General features: G+C 55.3%; 18 protein-coding genes and 1 tRNA gene. 8 read left to right on the top strand and 11 right to left on the bottom strand.

Annotated features, from left to right (window positions below; all coding sequences use genetic code 11):
* Window positions 1–5 precede the first annotated feature (5 nt).
* The 7 genes from topA (at window position 6) to MWC30_RS07250 (ending at window position 7,948) form a co-directional block, all read left to right on the top strand.
* The gene (topA, locus tag MWC30_RS07280) at window positions 6–2,297 is read left to right on the top strand and encodes a type I DNA topoisomerase (protein WP_244083500.1); all 2,292 of its coding nucleotides are present in this window, start codon (window positions 6–8) and stop codon (window positions 2,295–2,297) included.
* A gap of 21 nt (window positions 2,298–2,318) precedes the next feature.
* Entirely contained in the window at window positions 2,319–3,104 is a 786-nt protein-coding gene (locus MWC30_RS07275) for an A24 family peptidase (RefSeq protein ID WP_244083499.1), read from the top strand.
* A gap of 63 nt (window positions 3,105–3,167) precedes the next feature.
* Window positions 3,168–3,959: a 16S rRNA (uracil(1498)-N(3))-methyltransferase gene (locus tag MWC30_RS07270; protein WP_244083498.1), complete on the top strand. Its 792-nt coding sequence runs from the start codon at window positions 3,168–3,170 to the stop codon at window positions 3,957–3,959.
* Entirely contained in the window at window positions 3,956–4,789 is an 834-nt protein-coding gene (locus MWC30_RS07265; protein ID WP_244083497.1) for a hypothetical protein, read from the top strand. The genes MWC30_RS07270 and MWC30_RS07265 overlap by 4 nt, the downstream gene beginning before the upstream one ends.
* Before the next feature lie 165 nt (window positions 4,790–4,954).
* Window positions 4,955–5,030 (top strand) — tRNA-Phe (locus tag MWC30_RS07260).
* Between the two features lie 349 nt (window positions 5,031–5,379).
* Window positions 5,380–7,395: an acyl CoA:acetate/3-ketoacid CoA transferase gene (locus MWC30_RS07255; protein ID WP_244083496.1), complete on the top strand. Its 2,016-nt coding sequence runs from the start codon at window positions 5,380–5,382 to the stop codon at window positions 7,393–7,395.
* Between the two features lie 232 nt (window positions 7,396–7,627).
* Complete coding sequence (locus tag MWC30_RS07250) at window positions 7,628–7,948, top strand: carboxymuconolactone decarboxylase family protein (protein WP_244083495.1); 321 nt, start codon at window positions 7,628–7,630, stop codon at window positions 7,946–7,948.
* 116 nt (window positions 7,949–8,064) lie between these two features.
* Here MWC30_RS07250 and MWC30_RS07245 read toward each other — a convergent pair whose 3' ends face one another.
* Together MWC30_RS07245 and MWC30_RS07240 are read right to left on the bottom strand one after the other, a co-directional pair.
* Window positions 8,065–8,532, bottom strand: a complete 468-nt coding sequence (locus MWC30_RS07245; RefSeq protein WP_244083494.1) for a transcription elongation factor GreA — start codon at window positions 8,530–8,532, stop codon at window positions 8,065–8,067.
* A gap of 14 nt (window positions 8,533–8,546) precedes the next feature.
* Entirely contained in the window at window positions 8,547–9,101 is a 555-nt protein-coding gene (locus tag MWC30_RS07240) for an NUDIX domain-containing protein (RefSeq protein WP_244083493.1), read from the bottom strand.
* A gap of 283 nt (window positions 9,102–9,384) precedes the next feature.
* Between MWC30_RS07240 and MWC30_RS07235 the strand changes: the two genes are divergently transcribed.
* Window positions 9,385–10,266 (top strand): NAD(P)-dependent oxidoreductase, encoded by an 882-nt coding sequence (locus MWC30_RS07235; protein WP_244083492.1) that lies wholly within the window; start codon window positions 9,385–9,387, stop codon window positions 10,264–10,266.
* A gap of 40 nt (window positions 10,267–10,306) precedes the next feature.
* On the opposite strand, the gene MWC30_RS07230 is transcribed toward MWC30_RS07235, so the two are convergent.
* The 9 genes from MWC30_RS07230 to MWC30_RS07190 form a co-directional block, all read right to left on the bottom strand.
* The gene (locus MWC30_RS07230) at window positions 10,307–10,546 is read right to left on the bottom strand and encodes a MoaD/ThiS family protein (RefSeq protein WP_244083491.1); all 240 of its coding nucleotides are present in this window, start codon (window positions 10,544–10,546) and stop codon (window positions 10,307–10,309) included.
* A gap of 16 nt (window positions 10,547–10,562) precedes the next feature.
* Window positions 10,563–10,853 carry a cell division topological specificity factor MinE gene (minE, locus tag MWC30_RS07225; protein ID WP_244083490.1) on the bottom strand — a complete coding sequence of 97 codons (291 nt, stop codon included), beginning with the start codon at window positions 10,851–10,853 and terminating at the stop codon, window positions 10,563–10,565.
* Between the two features lie 16 nt (window positions 10,854–10,869).
* The gene (minD, locus tag MWC30_RS07220; protein ID WP_244083489.1) at window positions 10,870–11,664 is read right to left on the bottom strand and encodes a septum site-determining protein MinD; all 795 of its coding nucleotides are present in this window, start codon (window positions 11,662–11,664) and stop codon (window positions 10,870–10,872) included.
* 42 nt (window positions 11,665–11,706) lie between these two features.
* Entirely contained in the window at window positions 11,707–12,369 is a 663-nt protein-coding gene (gene minC / locus MWC30_RS07215; protein ID WP_244083488.1) for a septum site-determining protein MinC, read from the bottom strand.
* A 72-nt stretch (window positions 12,370–12,441) separates the two neighbouring features.
* Window positions 12,442–13,056, bottom strand: a complete 615-nt coding sequence (locus MWC30_RS07210; RefSeq protein ID WP_244083487.1) for a hypothetical protein — start codon at window positions 13,054–13,056, stop codon at window positions 12,442–12,444.
* Window positions 13,057–13,070: 14 nt separating this feature from the next.
* Window positions 13,071–14,954 carry a bifunctional acetyl-CoA hydrolase/transferase family protein/GNAT family N-acetyltransferase gene (locus MWC30_RS07205; RefSeq protein ID WP_244083486.1) on the bottom strand — a complete coding sequence of 628 codons (1,884 nt, stop codon included), beginning with the start codon at window positions 14,952–14,954 and terminating at the stop codon, window positions 13,071–13,073.
* Between the two features lie 231 nt (window positions 14,955–15,185).
* Window positions 15,186–16,481, bottom strand: a complete 1,296-nt coding sequence (locus MWC30_RS07200) for an adenylosuccinate synthase (RefSeq protein WP_368860815.1) — start codon at window positions 16,479–16,481, stop codon at window positions 15,186–15,188.
* A gap of 574 nt (window positions 16,482–17,055) precedes the next feature.
* Window positions 17,056–17,916, bottom strand: a complete 861-nt coding sequence (gene htpX, locus MWC30_RS07195) for a zinc metalloprotease HtpX (RefSeq protein WP_244083484.1) — start codon at window positions 17,914–17,916, stop codon at window positions 17,056–17,058.
* A 29-nt stretch (window positions 17,917–17,945) separates the two neighbouring features.
* On the bottom strand, window positions 17,946–18,416 hold the full coding sequence (locus MWC30_RS07190) for an Hsp20/alpha crystallin family protein (RefSeq protein WP_244083483.1): 471 nt from the start codon (window positions 18,414–18,416) through the stop codon (window positions 17,946–17,948).
* Between the last annotated feature and the right edge of the window lie 104 nt (window positions 18,417–18,520).

The following is an 18,520-nucleotide window of genomic DNA, read 5'->3' as shown; positions in this document are numbered from 1 at the left end:
CCTGTATGTCGAAATCATTGTTGATCGTGGAATCTCCCACAAAGGCAAAAACGCTTGGCCGCTATCTGGGTAAGGATTTCATCGTCAAGGCTTCGGTCGGACACGTCAAGGATCTTCCCAAGAACAAGCTGGGCATCAATTTAGAGCAGGGTTTTGAACCTGAATATCAGATCATCAGGGGCAAAAAGAAGGTCCTCACAGAACTGCATTCGGCCGCTGTAGCTGCGGATGCCGTTTACCTGGGACCAGACCCCGACCGGGAGGGAGAAGCGATCGCCTGGCACATTGCCGAGGAAATCCGTGCCAAAAACAAGCCGATTTATCGAGTCCTTTTCTACGAATTGACGCAGAAAGCCATTCAGGAAGCCCTTTCGCATCCGCAGCAGCTCAACAAGTCTCTCTATGAAGCGCAGCAGGCCAGGCGCATCCTGGATCGCCTGGTGGGATATCTCATTTCACCCATTCTTTGGGAAAAGGTGAAGCGGGGGCTCAGTGCCGGGCGCGTACAGTCTGTGGCGTTGAGGCTCATCTGCAATCGTGAAAGAGAAATTCAAAAGTTCGACGCTGAAGAATATTGGACCATTGAAGCGCAGTTGATCGGCGCGCCGGGGGAAGCTGACAAAGCTCCTCCGAGAAGTTTTATTTCTCATCTGATGCAGTGCCACAAGAAGAAGTGCAAAATCTCGACAGGCCGGGAAGCTGAGCATTTGCTCGAGGTGTTGCGGCCCCTTTCTTTCGTCGTGGAGAGTGTAGAACGGAAGAACAGGAAGAAAAATCCGGCGCCGCCTTTTATCACGAGCACCCTGCAGCAGGACGCCGCCCGAAAATTACGGTTTTCCGCCAAGCAAACCATGAGCGTTGCCCAAAAACTTTACGAAGGCCTTGAATTGGGGGAAGAAGGGGCTGTCGGTCTCATCACCTATATGCGAACAGATTCCACGCGGCTTTCGCAGGAGGCTGTTCAGGCAGCAAGGGTTTACATCGAGGAAACCTGGGGGAAAAATTACCTGCCCGGCAAGCCCGCCATTTTCAAGAGCAAATCCAGTGCTCAGGATGCACACGAAGCCATCCGCCCCACGGATGTCCGACGTACTCCCCAGTCTATCTCTTCCTTTTTGACTCGCGAACAGTTGAACCTCTACACCCTCATCTGGAAGCGCTTTGTCGCCTGCCAGATGGCCCCGGCCATCATTGCCCAGACCACCATCGACATCGCAGCCGGAGATTTCATCTTTCGCTCCACGGGCTCCGTGGTGGAATTTCCAGGCTTCATGACGCTCTACGTGGAGGGGCAGGACAATGGGGACGCCGCCGCGGGTGACGGAGAAGGGTATTTGCCGGAGCTTGCCAAAGGGCAATCCCTCAGCCTCCTGGATCTCATTTCCAAGCAGCACTTTACGCAACCCCCGCCGCGTTTTTCCGAAGCAAGCCTCATCAAGGAGCTCGAGGAGCTGGGAATCGGGCGTCCCAGCACCTACGCCACGATTTTGTCGACCATTATGGACCGCGAATATGTGCGCCTGGAAAAACAGCGGCTGTATCCCAGCGAGCTGGGGTGGCTCATTGACGGGCTGCTGGTGGAGAATTTCCCCAACATCGTCGATGTGGATTTCACGGCAAAACTGGAAAAGAACCTCGATGAGATCGAGCACGAGGGGCATTCATCCTCAAAGCTTCTTACGGAGTTTTATGATCAGTTTTCCAAGGATCTGGATGCCGCACAGACCAACATGCTCAATCTCAAAGGGATGGGCTGGCCGACAGACCTGAAGTGTCCCCAATGTGAAAGGCCCCTCCATATTCGATGGAGCCGCAACGGGCCCTTCATCACCTGCAGTGGATATCCCGAATGCAGCTTTTCTTCGGATTATGTCCGCGATGAGAAAGGCAATGTGAAGCTGGTGGAGGCGCAGCCCACGGGGGAAACCTGCGAAAAATGCGGCCGCCCCATGATCCTGAAGCGTGGACGTTATGGCACCTTTCTTGCTTGTAGTGGTTATCCTGAATGCAAGAGTACGCGTTCGCCCAGCAGCGGGATCCCCTGCCCGCGCGAAGGTTGCGCCGGTGAGCTTGTGGAGCGGGTGGGAAAGGGGGGGCGACGCTTTTATGGCTGCAACAAATACCCCGAGTGCAAAACGGTTTTCTGGGGAAAACCCGTTCAGAAGAAATGCCCACTGTGCGATTCACCTGTCCTGGTGGAAAAGGTCACGAAACGGAGTGGCGTAAAACTGGTCTGTCCCAATGCCTCCTGCAAGTACGAGGAGAAAGAGCGCTCCGGACCGGAAGAGGCCGATTGATCGAGCGAAAGTAGAGTCTTGATGGCGTTTCTCATTCCCTACAGTGTGCAGTTGACGGTCGTTTTTGTATTCGGATGTGTTTTGGGGAGTTTCTACAATGTTGTCATCAGCCGGCTGCCCGCCAGGGAGTCCATTGTCTGGCCGGGGTCTCGATGTCCCGGGTGCAGGCATCCCATAGCGTTTTTCGACAACATACCTCTTCTGAGCTACCTGCTGCTGAGGGGCAGGTGCAGGCACTGCCAAGCCGTGATTTCCGCCCGCTATCCCCTCGTGGAATTTCTGGCGGGGCTTCTGGCTGCTCTGCTCTTCCACATGCATGGGATGAGCCTTCAATTTCTGATGGATTTTTTTTTCACGTCCCTCTTGCTCATCATCGCGTTTATCGACCTCGATACCTTTTTGATTCCCGATATTTTGTCTCTGCCCGGCATCGTGCTGGGCTTCGGTTTTTCCTTATTCAGCATCCGCATTGCATGGTCTGACTCCCTCCTGGGTATTTTCCTGGGGGGCGGGCTGTTCTGTCTCATTGCCGTGGGATACCGGTACTTGAGGCATCAGGAGGGGCTGGGAGTCGGGGACATCAAGCTCCTGGGGATGATCGGGGCCTTTCTGGGATGGCCGGGAGTGGTTTTTACAATTTTCGTCTCCTCCCTCACGGGATCTCTTGTGGGATTCATTGCCATGTGGCGGTCGGGAAAGGGGATGAGCACCATGGTCCCCTTTGGCCCGTTTCTGTCCCTCGGTGCCGTCTGCTATTTATTTTTTGGTGAAGGCTTCTTCCGATGGTATTGGGGGTATTTTTCATAACCGGGTAATCAAGCTATCTATCGAAAAGTATAACGGCATATTGAGGGTGAGGTTTTCCGAAGGATGCCCCGCAAATGTTTTTTTGGAAAAGATGGCCTGGCTGAAAATGAGCTCATCGCGCTGCCTCGTGAAGCGGCCCGTCATCTCGATAGTGTTCTCAGGTCCAAGCCCGGAGACTCCATTGAAATCCGTGACGGTGAGGGACACGGCTGGAAGGGGGTCATCGAGAGCATGAAGGACGGGGCCATCCAGGTCAGACTTCTGGAACGGCAGGTCTTGACCAATGAATCCTCCCTGTCCATCACCCTCGCGCTGGCCTTTTCCCGTTCAGAGAAAATGGAGGAGGTCATCCGCCATGCTACAGAGCTGGGCGTGCAGCGCATTGCCTTTTTTAGAGCGCGCCGAAGCCAGTACGGTCTGAAGGGTGACAAAATCGATAGGAAGCGTGAACGCTGGGAAAAGATCGCACGGGAGGCTCTCTGCCAATGCGGGCGTGCGCGGCTGCCCGAAATTGTCGTGTTTCAGGAAACCGAAGATTTTCTCAGGGAGGTTTCAGAACGGGAAACGCTCGGTCCTTGTGGATTGAAGCTGGTGGCCCTGGAAACGGCCGCTGAGGAGAGCCTCGTCTCTCTCAAGCATGCGGTTCCTTCCTGTGAGCAGGTGCTGGTGGTCGTGGGACCCGAAGGCGGGTGGACCGTCGAGGAGGTCAATTTATTCAAGCACTATGCTCTTCGCAGCGTGCATCTTGGCCCCAGGATTTTGCGTCTGGAAACGGCCGCTCTGGCCATTGTCTCCTGTGTGCAGCTCTTGTGGGGGGATTTCGGTCAAGGATTGGGGGGAAGGACAGATTCATGAAATGCAATAAGTGTGGTTTCATCAGTTTCGATTACTTGGCGGAGTGCAGGAAATGCGGGAGCGACCTGACGGTGGTACGTGACAGTCTGGGACTCTGCCCGGTCCGCCCCAATGTTCCCTTTCTCCTGGGACCCCTCCTCAAAGGATACGACCCCACTCAGGGCGAGCACGAGGAGCCCCTCGGAAACGACCTCTTGGGCGGGTCTGCAGATTCCGGCGCGACGGAGATCGAGCTCGGGGATGAGCTGAGCTTTTCCGAGGCTTCCGAGGTCAGAGGAGCGGAAGAGGCCTCGCGGGCACCTGAAGATCTCCTCGGAGCGTCATCTTCCGTTTCCCCATCTCCTTCGGATCCCGTTGAAGCGGAGGTTTCCGAGATCACGCTGGATGAAGAGCCGGAATCGGAGGTGTCCATCAGTCTGGCGAATGAAGCTTCGGAGCCGGTTTTGAGCGAAGTCAACCTGGAAGATCCCCCGGAAATGAATCTGGACATGGATCTCAAGCTCGAACTGGAAGATGCGGCTGAAGAAAGTGAAAAGGCATTGAGCTTTGAAAAAGCACTGGATCCTGGAGACTTGAGGGAAATCAGCCTGGAAAGACCGGCTGTACAAAAGAAAAGCATGGAGATCGGTGACGAAGACCTGTTGGAATTGATCCTCGAAGACGATGATCTGGTTTTCACCCTGGAGACCGAAGAGCAGGCCGATGGTGCTCCACGAGGGGAATCTGCCGGTGGACAGGACAACAGGACTGCGAAGGATAACATTCCCAGTATCGAAGACATCAATGATTTCGTCCTGGGCCTGATGAGCGAAAGCACCAAGAAGAAATGATTTAAGTGATTCCTGATTCGGTGTAAGCATTTGAAAAGCTTATCGTTGAGAGACTGAAATTTCCCCTGGGCCGCCTGCGGGTGCGTTCTCCAAGGTGTTTGTGGATAGCAACAAAAAAAAGCATTGACACGGAACCATTATTTCGGTAGAAAGCACTCATCTTTTGGCGAGGTAGCTCAGTCGGTAGAGCAGTGGACTGAAAATCCTCGTGTCCTCAGTTCGATTCTGAGCCTCGCCACCAGAAAACTCAAGGGGTTAGCCGATATGGTCTAACCCCTTTTTCTAATGACGCCTTTGGTTTTTTGCGGATTTTTATCTTGGTGTTGCTTTGCCCTTCATGATAGCTGCCCCCAGGCGCGCTTATTCTCAAGTTCCCTTACATAGTCTGCTGCCCACGAAAAAGGCCGGCTGAGCCGGGTGGGCAGTTTTGTCTCGATGCACGTCGCCTCTCGGACCCTTCATTCGAAAGCAGAGTGCCAGGTCGCCATGAATCCGACGGCGAATGTCCTTCGCCTGAGCAAAGCATGAAATGTCTTTTTGGTTTGGAGAGTTGTGAAAACAATCACCAGTAAAGAGAGAGGAATTGAGAGATGACAGAGGCTATCCCGGTAGAGGAAGTAAGACATCCCATGCTGGACCCCATGACGGCCATGAAGATGAAAAAGGGAAAGATTGTCACCGCTGAAGAGGCCATTGAACTGATCCGCGATAACGATACCATCGTGACGGCTGGTTTTGTGGGGGTGGGGTTTGCGGAGGAGCTCGCCATCGCCCTTAAAGAGCGATTCTTGAAGACCGGAAAACCTAGAAATCTGACATTTACCTATCCTGCAGGTCAGGGGGATGGGAAAAGCAAGGGACTGAACCACATTGCCATTGAAGGCCTCGTGGGAAAAATCATTGCGGGACACACTGGACTGACTCCAGGGTTTGGAAAATTGATCAACGACAACAAGATCTTTGCTTACAACATCCCCATGGGGCCTTTGACTCAACTTTTCAGAGACATCGCCGCCCACAAACCGGGGAACTTGACCCATGTGGGCCTCGGTACGTTCATCGATCCCCGGGAGGAAGGCGGCAAGCTCAATGACCTCACCAAAGCCAGGGGATCAGACATCGTCACCGTGATGACAGTCGAAGGAAAGGAATATCTCTTCTACAAGGCGTTTCCCATCCATGTGGCCTTTCTCCGGGGAACGACAGCGGACCCGGATGGAAACATCACCATGGAAAAGGAATGCGCTGTCCTTGATGCTCTAGCCATGGCGCAGGCTACTCGAAACTCCGGCGGAATTGTCATCGTGCAGGTGGAAAGGTTGGCCCGCGCCGGAACGCTCAAGGCGCGAGAGGTCATTATCCCCGGAATCCTGGTCGACTGTGTGGTCGTGGCCAAGCCCGAGAGCCATTGGCAAACCTTCGGTGAGCAATACAGTCCTGCATTCAGTTGTGAGCTGAAAGTGCCCATGCAGGCGATTCCGCCCCTGGAAATGAGCTGTCGCAAAATCGTTGTCAGGCGTGCTGCGTTCGAGCTAAAGCCGAACAGTGTCGTGAATCTGGGCATTGGCATGCCCGAAGGGGTCTCACGCGTGGCCAATGAGGAAAGAATCCTGGAATACGCCACCCTCACGACGGAAGCAGGACTCATTGGAGGGCTTCCCATGGGCGGACTGGACTTCGGGGCCGGCATCAATGTCGATGCACTCATCACTGAGAACGGTCAGTTTGACTTCTACGACGGTGGCGGACTGGACATCGCGTTTCTGGGGATGGCGGAGACGGATGCGGAAGGGAATGTCAATGTGAGTAAATTCGGCCCGCGCTTCACAGGCCCGGGCGGATTCATCGACATCACTCAGAACGCCAAAAAGGTTTGCTTCCTTGGAACATTCACCGCAGGCGGGCTCGATCTGACGGTGCGGGACGGCAATCTCCTCATCAGGCATGAGGGCAGGCAAAAAAAGTTCGTTCTGAAAGTCGAGCAAAAAACCTTCAGCGGTAAGTATGCGACCATGATCAAGCAGCCGGTGCTGTACATCACCGAGCGCTGTGTCTTTCGCTTGTGCGAGGAAGGTCTGGAGCTCATTGAAATCGCTCCGGGAATAGACTTGGAAACCCAGGTCCTGGCACTCATGGATTTCAAGCCCATCATCCGCAAGCCGCCGAAGCTTATGGATCCCAGAATATTCCTGCTCCCCCCCATGGGCATCAAGGACGACCTCCTGAACATTCCCATGGAGGATCGCTTCGTTTATCGACCCGAAGACAACATTTTCTTCATCAATCTCGAAAATTATTACATGAAAACCAGTGAAGAAGTTCAACAGATGAAGAAATTGGTGGGCTCGATCCTCGAGCCTATCGGCAAGAAAGTGCACACCATTGCCAACTACGACAACTTCAACGTCTCGCCCCACCTGGTGGACGAGTACGTGGAAATGGTGAAGTATGCGGCCTCCTTCTATGAGAGCGTCACCCGCTATACGACCAGTACCTTCCTCAAGATGAAGCTCGGTGACGAGCTCCAGAAGCGGGGCGTCGCTCCGCATATTTATGAAAGCAAGGATGAAGCTCACAAGGCGTTGACAGCTGCCGGCACGGTATGATGCAGCTGCGGAGTTGGATGGGCCTTTACTTCACCTCGTAACATGCTAAAAGGAAAGTAAGCCCAAACATTTCCGGGGGTGGGGATGACAAGCTTTTGGAGCCTCCGCCATCCCCATCTCCACGGCTCAAGACGCGGTGCGTTGCAGGGGTCCCGCCCATCTTTCCCCGGGAGGGTGGCTCCTGGATTTGTCCTGAACTTCTTGTTCAACTGGCCGAAAAGGAGGACCAACATTGAAAAGCGATACCCAGTTGCCGAAGCACTATGTTGCCGTAATGTCGAAACATCCCAAGGTGAGCGAGGCGTTTCAGAATTTGAGGGAAGTGCTGCAGGAGGAGGGTCCCCTGGATGAAAAAACGGCTCAGTTGATCCAGTTGGCCGCTGCAGCCGGCATTCGGTCCGAAGGGTCTGTGCACAGCCATGCCAAAAGAGCGATCGCCGCGGGGGCAACCCCTGATGAAATCCGCCACGTCCTGTTTCTTCTCATGACGACCCTCGGTTTTCCGACGGCCATGGCAGCGATGTCGTGGGTTGCCGATGTGTTCGAATCATAGCCGCAGGTGAGTACCGGCTTGCTTTTGAGGGCCGGATCTTTCCATTGATTGGCCTGGGAGCTGTGTCCATCCGGGAAGTGAGAAAGCCCTGTGGAGGCATCAGGAGCCACAGGGCATTATGCCTGGATGGCCAGCACCAGGTAAATGCGGATTCCAGCAGGCGTCTGGACGGTCACCTCGTCTCCCTCGATGCACCCCATGAGGCATTTCCCCACAGGGGATTCGATGGAAAGCCTGCCCGCGCGGATGTCGGATTCATAGGGCCCCACCAGTTGATACTGGTCCGTGTGCCCCGTGTCCATATTCCGTATGACCGCAACGGTTCCAAAAGCCACCTGCCGCTTGTGGAACTTCCGTCCCACAAAAATTTCACACGACTCGACTTTCTTTTCCAATTCCTCGATTTTTCTTAAAAGAACGACATGGCGTTCCCTTGCGAGCTGGTATTGCTGGTTGTCGGTTTTCACTCCAAAAGCCCTGGCCTCCTGCAGTTCTTCCAACACTGCGGGACGTTCCACCCTTCGAAGGCGCACCAGCTCATCGAGGAGGCGTCGATAACCATTTCGAGTAATTGGAACTTTCATGACGCACGGAACCGCTAGGCGAAGAAGTCCGCCGGGATCTCACCGTGGGCCTGCCTTGCACGGAAGAGTGAAACCCCGATGACGGTCTTCCCGTCACTGATGACCCCTGTCCGAATGAGATCCTGAAGCTGAGCGAGAGGGACGATCTCCAGCCTGGATATTTCATCCACATCCTGTGTTTCGGAAACGCGTGTCAACCCTGCGGCGGCATAGATTTGGATCACCTCGTTGGAGTATCCGATGGCGGGATGGTAGCTGAATATGGGAATGATGTGCCGGGCATGATAGCCCGTTTCCTCCAGCAATTCGCGCCTGGCGCAAGTCAGCAGGTCTTCTCCGGGGTCTGCCTTTCCCGCCGGGATTTCAAGGGTTTCTCTGGCGATAGCGTAGCGCCATTGGCGCACCATGAGGATGTTCTCCGTATCGAGAAAAGGGAGAACGGCTGCAGCTTCAGGATGATCGATTTTGAGACGCTCCGTGATTTTCCCCGTGCGCAGGCGCACCGTATCCAGTTGAGCCGTGAAATGATTGGCGAACAGCTTGCTGAGGGTCCTGACTTTTTCTTCCATGCGAAATATCCGTGCCTCGAGGATGATGTTGAATGGTCCTGCCCGGTTGTGGATGGCAGCCGCAGGAGGGCGGTTCCATGCCTGTACTGGGCAGAATAAAACATTTTTCCACTTGTGGATCAAGCGGGTTTGTGTGGTAATCTCAGGAGGGCGATGGTCCCAACTTGAGTGGATGGGATGGAGCTCCGGCATTACCCGCAGGGAAATGAACCTTGCCAAGGGCAGATGCACACCATTGCATCATCGAGGTGCGGGAACGGATGATTGAAGGAGGGTGCGTGCAATGAAACAAAGAATAGGCTTCATGGGTTTGGGGATCATGGGCGTGGCCATGGCTGCCAACATTGCCAGGGCCGGTTTTCCGCTCACCGTATATAACCGGACCCCTGGGAGAGACTTGGAATTGAAGAAATTTGGAGTGACCAGTGCGGCATCCCCCCGGGCTCTTGGGGAAGCTTCCGACGTGATCATCGCCATGGTCACGGGGCCGGAAGCGCTCGAGCATTTATTGTGGGGACCGGATGGCGCGGCCGAGAGCCTGAAGGCCGGCAAAACCTTCATCAACATGAGCTCCGTTTCGCCCATGTTCACGCGAGAGTTGGGGGAGAGGCTCGCAGCCTCGGGCGTCGTTTTCATTGACGCTCCGGTTTCCGGATCCAAAAAACCGGCCGAGGACGGGACCCTTTTGATCCTTGCCGGCGGTCCGGAGGCGGAAATTGCCGCCCTGTCCCCTCTGTTCGAAGCCATGGGGAAGAGCGTGATCTACTGCGGCGAAGCAGGGCAGGGATCCATGATGAAGATGATGAACAATCTTTTGCTGGGGGCCATGTTGGAAGGCCTGGCAGAAGCCCTCAATTTTGGAAAGCATGGGGGCCTTTCCATGGATGCCATGCTGGAGGTGGTGCTCAACGGTCCTCTAAGCTGCCCCATTTTCAAGATGAAGGCGGACATGCTGAAAACCAACGAGTTCCCGGCAAACTTTCCTCTGAAGCACATGACGAAGGATATCAAGTTTGTTGTGGACACGGCCTATGCGAATGGGGCGCCTGTGCCTGCAGCCCTTGCTCTGCTGCAGGTTTTTCGCCTGGGGGTAGGACAACAATGGGGCGATCTCGATGTGGCCGCTGTCTCCAGGGTCCTGCAATTCCTGAGCGACGCGGAGTGATGCCTGAACGCTGAACGCGGAGGCATGAACTGCTGTCGGGTCATCCTCCACCCACGGGGGGAAAGAAGGCGACGCGCTCATCTCCTTTCAGAGCTGTATCCCATGAAGATCCAATACCGTCCACCATGATGATCCTGACCTCATCCAGGGGGATTTCCAACCGCTCGGCAACCATCCGGACGGTGGTTCCGGGCGGAACCTCCAGGGAATGTCCTGTCCCGCTGTCGTAGCTGGGGATGTACTTTCTGAGGGTTGCCGCAAGCAGGACTTTCAGTGCCATCCTTATTATCTCGCTTTTACCTCGGTAGAGGGATCTCAGGCAAATTCACCCCTGCGCGGTACACGCGCTTGATGATGACATTGGAAACAAGGGCCGTGTACTCCTTGCCCTGCTCCAGGTCCACGCGGATCGTCTGGTCATCGATTTCCATATACCTGGAGAGCACTGCCAGGATATCGTTTTTCAGGGACTCCATGACGTCAGGGGTGAGATCGAGCCGATCGTGCATCAACACGACCTGCATGCGTTTTCTGGCCACCTGCCCGCTGGCTTTTTCACCAAAAAATCGGCGTATTGCCTTCAGCATGGGATATACCTCCTCTTCAGCTGTTCCAAATCAACCGTTTCATGCGGCCCAGGAAGCTGCCGTTGTTGCCCATATCCACGGGGATGTTCTCTCCCTGCAAACGAGCCGCGATCAACTGGAAGGCCTGGCCGGCCTTGCTGCCGCGCTCATGGACCAGGGGAACCCCACGATTGGTGGAGATGACGACTTCTTCGCTCTCGGGAACCACACCCAGGAGGGGGACCGCGAGGAGGGAGACGATATCTTCCGTGGACATCATGTCTCCCTTTTTCACCATCCGCTGATTCAAACGGTTGACAATGAGGTGGATCTCTTTCAGGAGGCTAGCCTCCAGAAGGCCGATGACCCGATCCGCATCTCGAATGGCGGAGACTTCGGGTGTGGTTACGACTACAGCTGCCGCGGCGCCGGCAATGGCGTTCCGAAATCCCTGCTCGATGCCCGCAGGGCAATCGATGAGGACAAAGTCAAACTCCTTCGCCAGTTCCTCGCAAAGCTGCTTCATCTGTTCGGGCTGGACCGAATCCTTGTCGCGGGTTTGTGCTGAAGGGATGATAAAGAGGTTGTTGAGCTTGCGGTCACGGATCATGGCCTGTTCTTTACGGCATTTTCCCTCGATGATGTCGACCAGGTTATAGACGATGCGGTTTTCCACCCCCATGACCACATCCAGGTTGCGCAGCCCTATATCTCCATCCACCAGAACAACATTGTACTTTTTCTTGGCGAGCGTCGTCCCAATGTTGGCTACGGTGGTCGTTTTGCCAACGCCGCCCTTGCCAGAGGTTACTACGATGACTTTACCGGCCATGTTGGTTCCGTCCCTGTTTGAGTTTAGAGTTTTTCATGTGCATCACACCGTAATGACTTCAATGGAGTCCCCTTGAATTTCAGCAATCTCATATCGTTTGGGAATGGGTTGATTGCCCTGGGGGGGGACAGCCACCAGGTCCGCGATGCGTATTTGGTGTGGAGCAATGCTGATGGCCCAGATGCGGGCAGAGCGATTGCCGGTCGCGCCGGCGTGGGCCAGCCCTCTCAGGCTGCCAAAAACGACAATGTCTCCCACGGCGATGATCTCCGCACCCGGATTGACATCTCCCAGCACCACGCAGTCCGACGGTGAAACGACACGAGCCCCCGAGCGGCATGTGGTCCGGATGACCAGGGGAGACGGCTCTTTGTTTCCCGGAGCATCCTGCCGCACGGTGGGGGCGGGCCGTGGCTGCGGGCGATCCAAGAGGAAGTCCAGCGAGTCTGCCAGTTTCACCTGGGAGAGCTTTACCTGGGATTTTTCTTCCAGCAGGTGATTGAGCGCCAGGATCTCATCCGTGCGCAGGGGCTTTTCCCTCAAATCGAGAACCATCTCAGCGTTGTGGAAGAAATCATGCGATTCCTCCAGTCGCTGCTGCATGTAGGTCATGATGGAATCAAAAGAAGCTTTCGCCTCGGGCACCAGGATGAAGCCGTCGCGATTCGCTTTTATCTGTATGGGAATTGATTCGTTTGAATGCATAATCACTTCTGTGGAATTGGGAACAGGGCAGAAGGATCCGGACTGTCCAACGCGTTTATAATGTTGATTACTTTATCGTAATGCAGCACTCGAAGGCAAGACCCATTCCGAGAGCTGCGACCAGCTTTGCACCCGTGGGAATTCCTCTGCCAGGGTTTTTCGATTCCAGGGTTGATCGAAGAGGAGTGGCTGAATGTCCTCGCGTGCCAGCTGTCTGCAGGTTTCCAGGCGGTCTTCCACAAAAAACCTGATATTCATCTCTTTCAAAATCTGCAGCTTCTTTCCCGGATCGCCTGTGGCAATGACCTGGATCTGCTCTTTGGGGACATCCTCAAGGGTCAGGTGGAGCCATTGCGTGATGGATTCCGGCCAAATGCGCGCCGTTACAAACCGCAGCGGACCGTGCTGAGCCAACCGGCTCAGGACCTGCGGGGCACCGGGTACGGGAGGCGTCCGCAGTGTGTGCTCATCGTCCAGAGTCATGCAAATGAGCTCGTTCAGGACTTCCGAATCCAGGTTCACGCACTGATGCAGGTCGTAGCAATCAATATGGTCTTTGGTGAAGTCTTCAAGACCATAGCGCTTCCGGGCGAGATCCACAAACATGACCATGGTGTCGGCCACGACGCCGTCGATATCGAAGGCGAGCTCGGCAGGAGGTATCTTTCGTTTTGAATATACGGTCATGGATAATCCATCATTCAGACGTCGGCAGGTTCATCGAAGTGGAATTCTATTTCATAAATGCCTTCTTCCAAACTGGTGTGAATGACATAACCCACTTTGTTGAAGACGGCGAGCATCTTTCGGTTGGCAGCCAGCACATAGGCCGTCAGTCCGCTGATCCCCTTGCTCTTGGCCACTTCGCATAAAGAACGCAGCAAAAACGAGCCGATGCCTTTTCTCTGATATGCGGCGCGTACGGCGAAATCCACTTCGGCCATGTTGGTCTTTTGATCCAGGATGTACCGGCCCAGGGCGATGATCGTCTCGTTGCCGATCTCTCCCGTGACCCCCACAATGGCCATTTCGTGCTCGTAGTCGATATTCACCATGCTCTGCGTGTTGCGGTGAGGGAAAACCTTCATGGCCGACAGGAAGCGGTAGTAAATATCCAGGTCCGGCAGGGAATAAAAGAACTCCTGCAGCGGGCGCTCGTCGGTGGGCTTGATGGGGCGGAAAAAGACGGGAACCCCCCCGGCAAATACCTGGTGTGTTTCCCACTGACCCGGATACAGGGGCTCGTAAATGGGAGGAAGGATCTGATCCTGGTAGACGTAGCGCAGGTTCTTGGATTCAGTCAGCAGGCGTTCCCTGAACTTGGGATGGGCGACATTGATGAGGGCCAGTGCGCGTTCTCTGATGGTCTTTCCGTGCAGATAGGCAATCCCGAATTCCGTGACAACGTAGCTCACCGTGCTGCGCGAACTGACGACTCCCGCTCCATCGGTCAGATGGCTGACGATACGGCTCCTGCGTCCGTCGGAGCTTGTGGAGGGCAGCACAATGATGGACTTTCCCTTCCGTGAACGGGAGGCTCCGTGCATGAAATCCACGTGCCCGCCAATGCCACTGTACACCCTGTGGCCGATGGAATCGGCGCAAACCTGACCCGTGAGATCGATCTCCAGGGCGGAATTGATGGACACCATCTGGTCGTTTTGGCTGATGAGCCGCCGGTCATTGACATAATCGATGGGGTAAAGCTCCACCTCCGGGTTGTTGTGGACGAAATCGAACAGCTCCTTGCTTCCCACACAGCAGCTGGCAATGATCTTTCCCTGGTGCACGTTCTTTTTGCGCCCGGTGACGGCCCCTTTGCGCACGAGGTAGAGATGGGCATCCGTGAGGGCTTCCGTATGAATTCCCAGATCTTGTTTGTGATCGAGATATCTCAGGACCGACCCGGCGATCCGCCCAAAGCCTATCTGAAGCGTCGAACCATCCTCCACCAGGCTGGAGACGTATTTGGCGATCCGCTCGGCCACAGCGCTCCGTTCCCGTGTTGTGAACTCGATCAGCGGCTCCTCGTGCTCGACAAAATGGTGCAGCTGACTGACGTGGACAAAAGTGTCCCCGAAAGCGCGCGGCATGAGGGGATTCACCTGGGCCACCAGAGTCTTTCCCATTTCGATGGCCGCTTTGCCGAAATCCACGCCGATACCCAGAGAACAAAACCCGTGCTTGTCGGGCGGTGAAACCTGCAGCAGGCAGACGTCCAATCCCCAGGAGCCTTCCTCCCGAAAGAGACCCGGAATGGATGAAAAATACATGGGGATGTAATCGGAAAAGCCGAGATTCACGGCCGTGCGGACCTGCGGACCCACGAAAAAGGTTCTGAGGCGGCCATGCTTGTGGAGCTCGCTCCAGTCTTCAGGGAGGCGTCCCATGGAGAGATTCTGAACAATCTCCAGGTCCTGGTATTGGGGAAGGATCGAAATGAAAGTGCGCACCAAGTGCTGGGGCTCTGCGCATCCAGTTCCTATGAATATTCGGTTTCCATCCTGGAGGACGGATCGAAGCACCTCCTCCGCTCCACCGAGCCGCTCTTGATAATAGGATTTCCATCGCTCGTCAAATATCATCTGCGTCCGCTGTCCTTGTGATTGTCTGGGCTTCAGTGCATTAACTGATTAAAATTACGATGAATGGCAGAGAGTTGCAATGGAAATAAAACGGAAACAAACAAGGAATTGAAAAGGGGTGGGAAAATCGAGGGCCTGTGGGCTCTGAGACCGGTCAGCCGCCGGACGCCATTTCCTTTGGAAAGGGCGTCCGGCGAGAGCATGGGGCCGGTAGAGCTATCCCAGTGGCTGTCAATGCTCGTAGGGATGCCGCAGGAGAATGGTTTCATCACGGCCCGGGCCGACTGACACGATGCTGAGAGGAACTCCGGCCATAGCCTCGACAGCCTGCAGGTAGCGCCGCGTGTTTTCCGGAAGGTCATCGAACCTGCGGATTCCCCTGAGGTCCTCCTCCCAGCCGGGGAATTCCTGGTAAATCGGTTCGCAGGCTTCCAGAGCCTTGAGCTCTGGAGGAACCGCCGTCATCTGGTCCTTTCCGCACTGGTACGCCACGGCGATTTTGAGGGTGGGGATTCCCGTCAGGACATCCAGTTTGGTGATGGCCAGGCCGGCTAGACCGTTCAGCCTGATGGAGGTGCGCAGGACGACCATGTCGAGCCATCCGCAGCGGCGGGGCCGACCCGTGGTAGCTCCAAATTCACCCCCCACCGTTTGAATACGCTCACCGGTTTCGTCCAGCAGCTCCGTGGGGAAGGGACCTCCCCCCACGCGTGTCGTGTAGGCTTTGACGATCCCCAGAACCTTGTCGATGCGAGACGGACCGATCCCGGCCCCGCAGCAGGCATTGCCCGCCACCGTGTTGGACGAGGTGACAAAGGGGTAGGTGCCGTGATCGATATCCAGGTGAGTTCCCTGGGCACCTTCGAAAAGAATGTTGTTTCCCTCTGCACCGACCTTTTCGATATACCTGGAAACATCGCCGGCAAAGGGGGCAAGCCTTTCGCCGTAGGCAAGGTATTCTTCCTTGATGGCCACAGGGTCGAGGGGCTTTTCGCCAAAAAAATTCTGGAGCATGAAATTCTTTTCTTCCAGACTCCGCTCGAGCTTTTCCGCGAGTGTCCGGGCATCGAAAAGGTCATGGATGCGGATGCCTGTCCGGCAAACTTTATCTTCATAGCAGGGGCCGATTCCCCGTCCCGTAGTGCCGATCTTGGTATTGCCCTTCCTGTTTTCCCGGGCCAGATCCAACGCACGGTGATAGGGCATGATCACATGAGTGTGGTGGCTGATCATGAGGTTCTTGGGCGTTACAGGGATTCCCATGCTGTTCAGGCGATCCATTTCCTGGAGGAGTACGTCGGGATCCAGCACGACTCCGTTGCCGATCATGCACATCTTACCGGAGTGTAAAATCCCCGAAGGAATCAGGTGGAAGATGAATTTTTTCCCTCCCACGACAAGAGTGTGCCCTGCATTGTTCCCACCTTGAAACCGCACGACGCAGGCAGCTCTTTCCGTCAGCAGATCCACGATCTTGCCTTTACCTTCGTCTCCCCACTGGGTCCCGATAACAACCACATTGGCCATGATATTTTCTTTCTCCCGCTTGGGAACAGGGTAGAACCTCGGCTTGCGGGCGTCCTCTACGCAGTTCCTGATGTAATTGTGAGTGTTGGGTGAACAGGTGGAATGAGTACCTGTTGTCTTGAGCATTTGAGTGCGGAACGATCCTCACCTCCCCGTCTCCTGCGTCCGCACGAAGCTTCGGCCGCGTCAGACGGGGGGATGCATGCATTCGTCGCACTGTGAAAATCCGCACATTCCTACGTGTAAATAAAAATAGCTCTTCTGTCAAAGACAAATTCATTTAAGTGGTCAGGGGTTAGCCGTTAGGGATCAGCATTGTCAAAATTGCTGGGATTTTCAACAAGGCGAGGCAGGTGTGAAACTGGAGAAAACCGGGGTTTGACATTGTTGAGGGGGGACGGAATTCATACCGCCCCCCTCAATGATGGGGTCATGCGTCTTGATGTCTCGGGTCGACTTCCAGTGTTCGAATAGGAGATGCCTGGGCGGACAAATACCAACCGGCCCTCATCTGGGGCCGAGAAGGCCTTGCCCATGCAATGGCAAAGGAACCGGGGAGCCCCGAGCATTCCTGTCAGGCTGCCCACATGGCGCGCAATCTTCGGATGCGCTCTTCGATGGGTGGGTGAGTGCTGAAAAGATTGGCCAGATTGTTGGCAGACAATGGGTTGACAATAAAAAGATGCGCCGTGGCCGGCCGGGCATCCTCCATGGGAAGTCGCTGGGATGCGATGGAAAGCTTCTCAAGAGCGTTTGCCAGGGATTGAGGACTGTGGCACAGGCGCGCGCCCGTTTCGTCTGCAAGATATTCACGGGAGCGCGAAATGGCCATCTGAATGAGCATGGCCGCAATGGGCGCCAGTACGGAGGTCAAAATAACACCCAATATTCCGCCGCCACCGCCTCCTTCGTCATCGCTGCTCCGGAAGCCTCCAAACAGCGCGCCCCATCGCGCCATGTTGGCCAGGAACATGACGACGCCCGCAAGGGTGGCCGCTATGGAGCTCACCAGGATGTCCCGGTTCTTCACATGGCCCATTTCATGAGCCAGCACCCCGCGTATCTCATCGAGGCTCAGGAGTCTCAAGAGCCCCTCCGTTACCGCCACCACGGCGTTTTCAGGGTTTCGACCCGTGGCGAAGGCATTGGGGGTGTCCTGGGGGATCACGAAAATTCGCGGCATGGGCAACTGGGCTTCCATGGCCAGGTCTCGAACGACACGATAAAGCTCGGGTGCTTGCCTCTCATCCAGGGGCTGCGCCCGATACATACTCAGCACAATTTTGTCCGAAAACCAGTAACTCCCGAGGTTCATGGCCGCCGCAAGAATAAAGGCCATCGTCATTCCCTGGGACCCACCGAACTGACCGCCCATCCAGACGATCAAAACGGTCAGTACGGCCAACAAAAAGGTCGTACGCACCCTGCTGTCCATTTGCTAAAGCCTCCTCATCGATGAATGTTCTATTCCGACCTGACCTCGATCCTGTGGGAGGATGTCCTGTCTTTATCTCTCCTGGGAATAGTCAGGGTCAACACGCCGCTCTTGAGTCCCGCCTGAATTCTTTCCGGGCTGGCGTCCGGCGGCAATTTGAAGCTTCTCGAAAAACGTCCGAATGGCCGCTCACTCTGGTCTGCCTCGATCACATCCTCTTGGAAAGGCACTCTGCGATGTCCTCGGACGCTCAGTTCCTCATCCTTCACTTCCACCTGCAGTTCAGCTTCCAGAACTCCCGGCAGGTCCAGTTCAACGATCCAGGCACTCTCGGTTTCCCATATGCCCGCCAGGGGCTCCCAGAGATCCGTTGCGGGTTCGGAGCCCTCATCCTCGTTTTCGCAGGGGGGACTTTGCCTTCCCATGCTCTGAGAATAGAGCCTGTCCATGCGATGCTTCATTTCCTGAAGCTCACTCAGTACCGAATCCACTTGAGTCATATGCACCTACCCACTCCACGCTTACCCGGGAATGACCATCCCCGGATCGCTGCCATCCACGCAGGAGCACCCTCTCATGCAGCCTGGCACAAGGATTTTGCTCC

Origin of the sequence: Desulforhabdus sp. TSK (assembly GCF_022836495.1) — a bacterium.
GTDB lineage: Bacteria > Desulfobacterota > Syntrophobacteria > Syntrophobacterales > Syntrophobacteraceae > Desulforhabdus.
The sequence above is the reverse complement of the archived record's forward strand: the minus strand, read 5'-3'. Positions and strand labels throughout refer to the sequence as shown.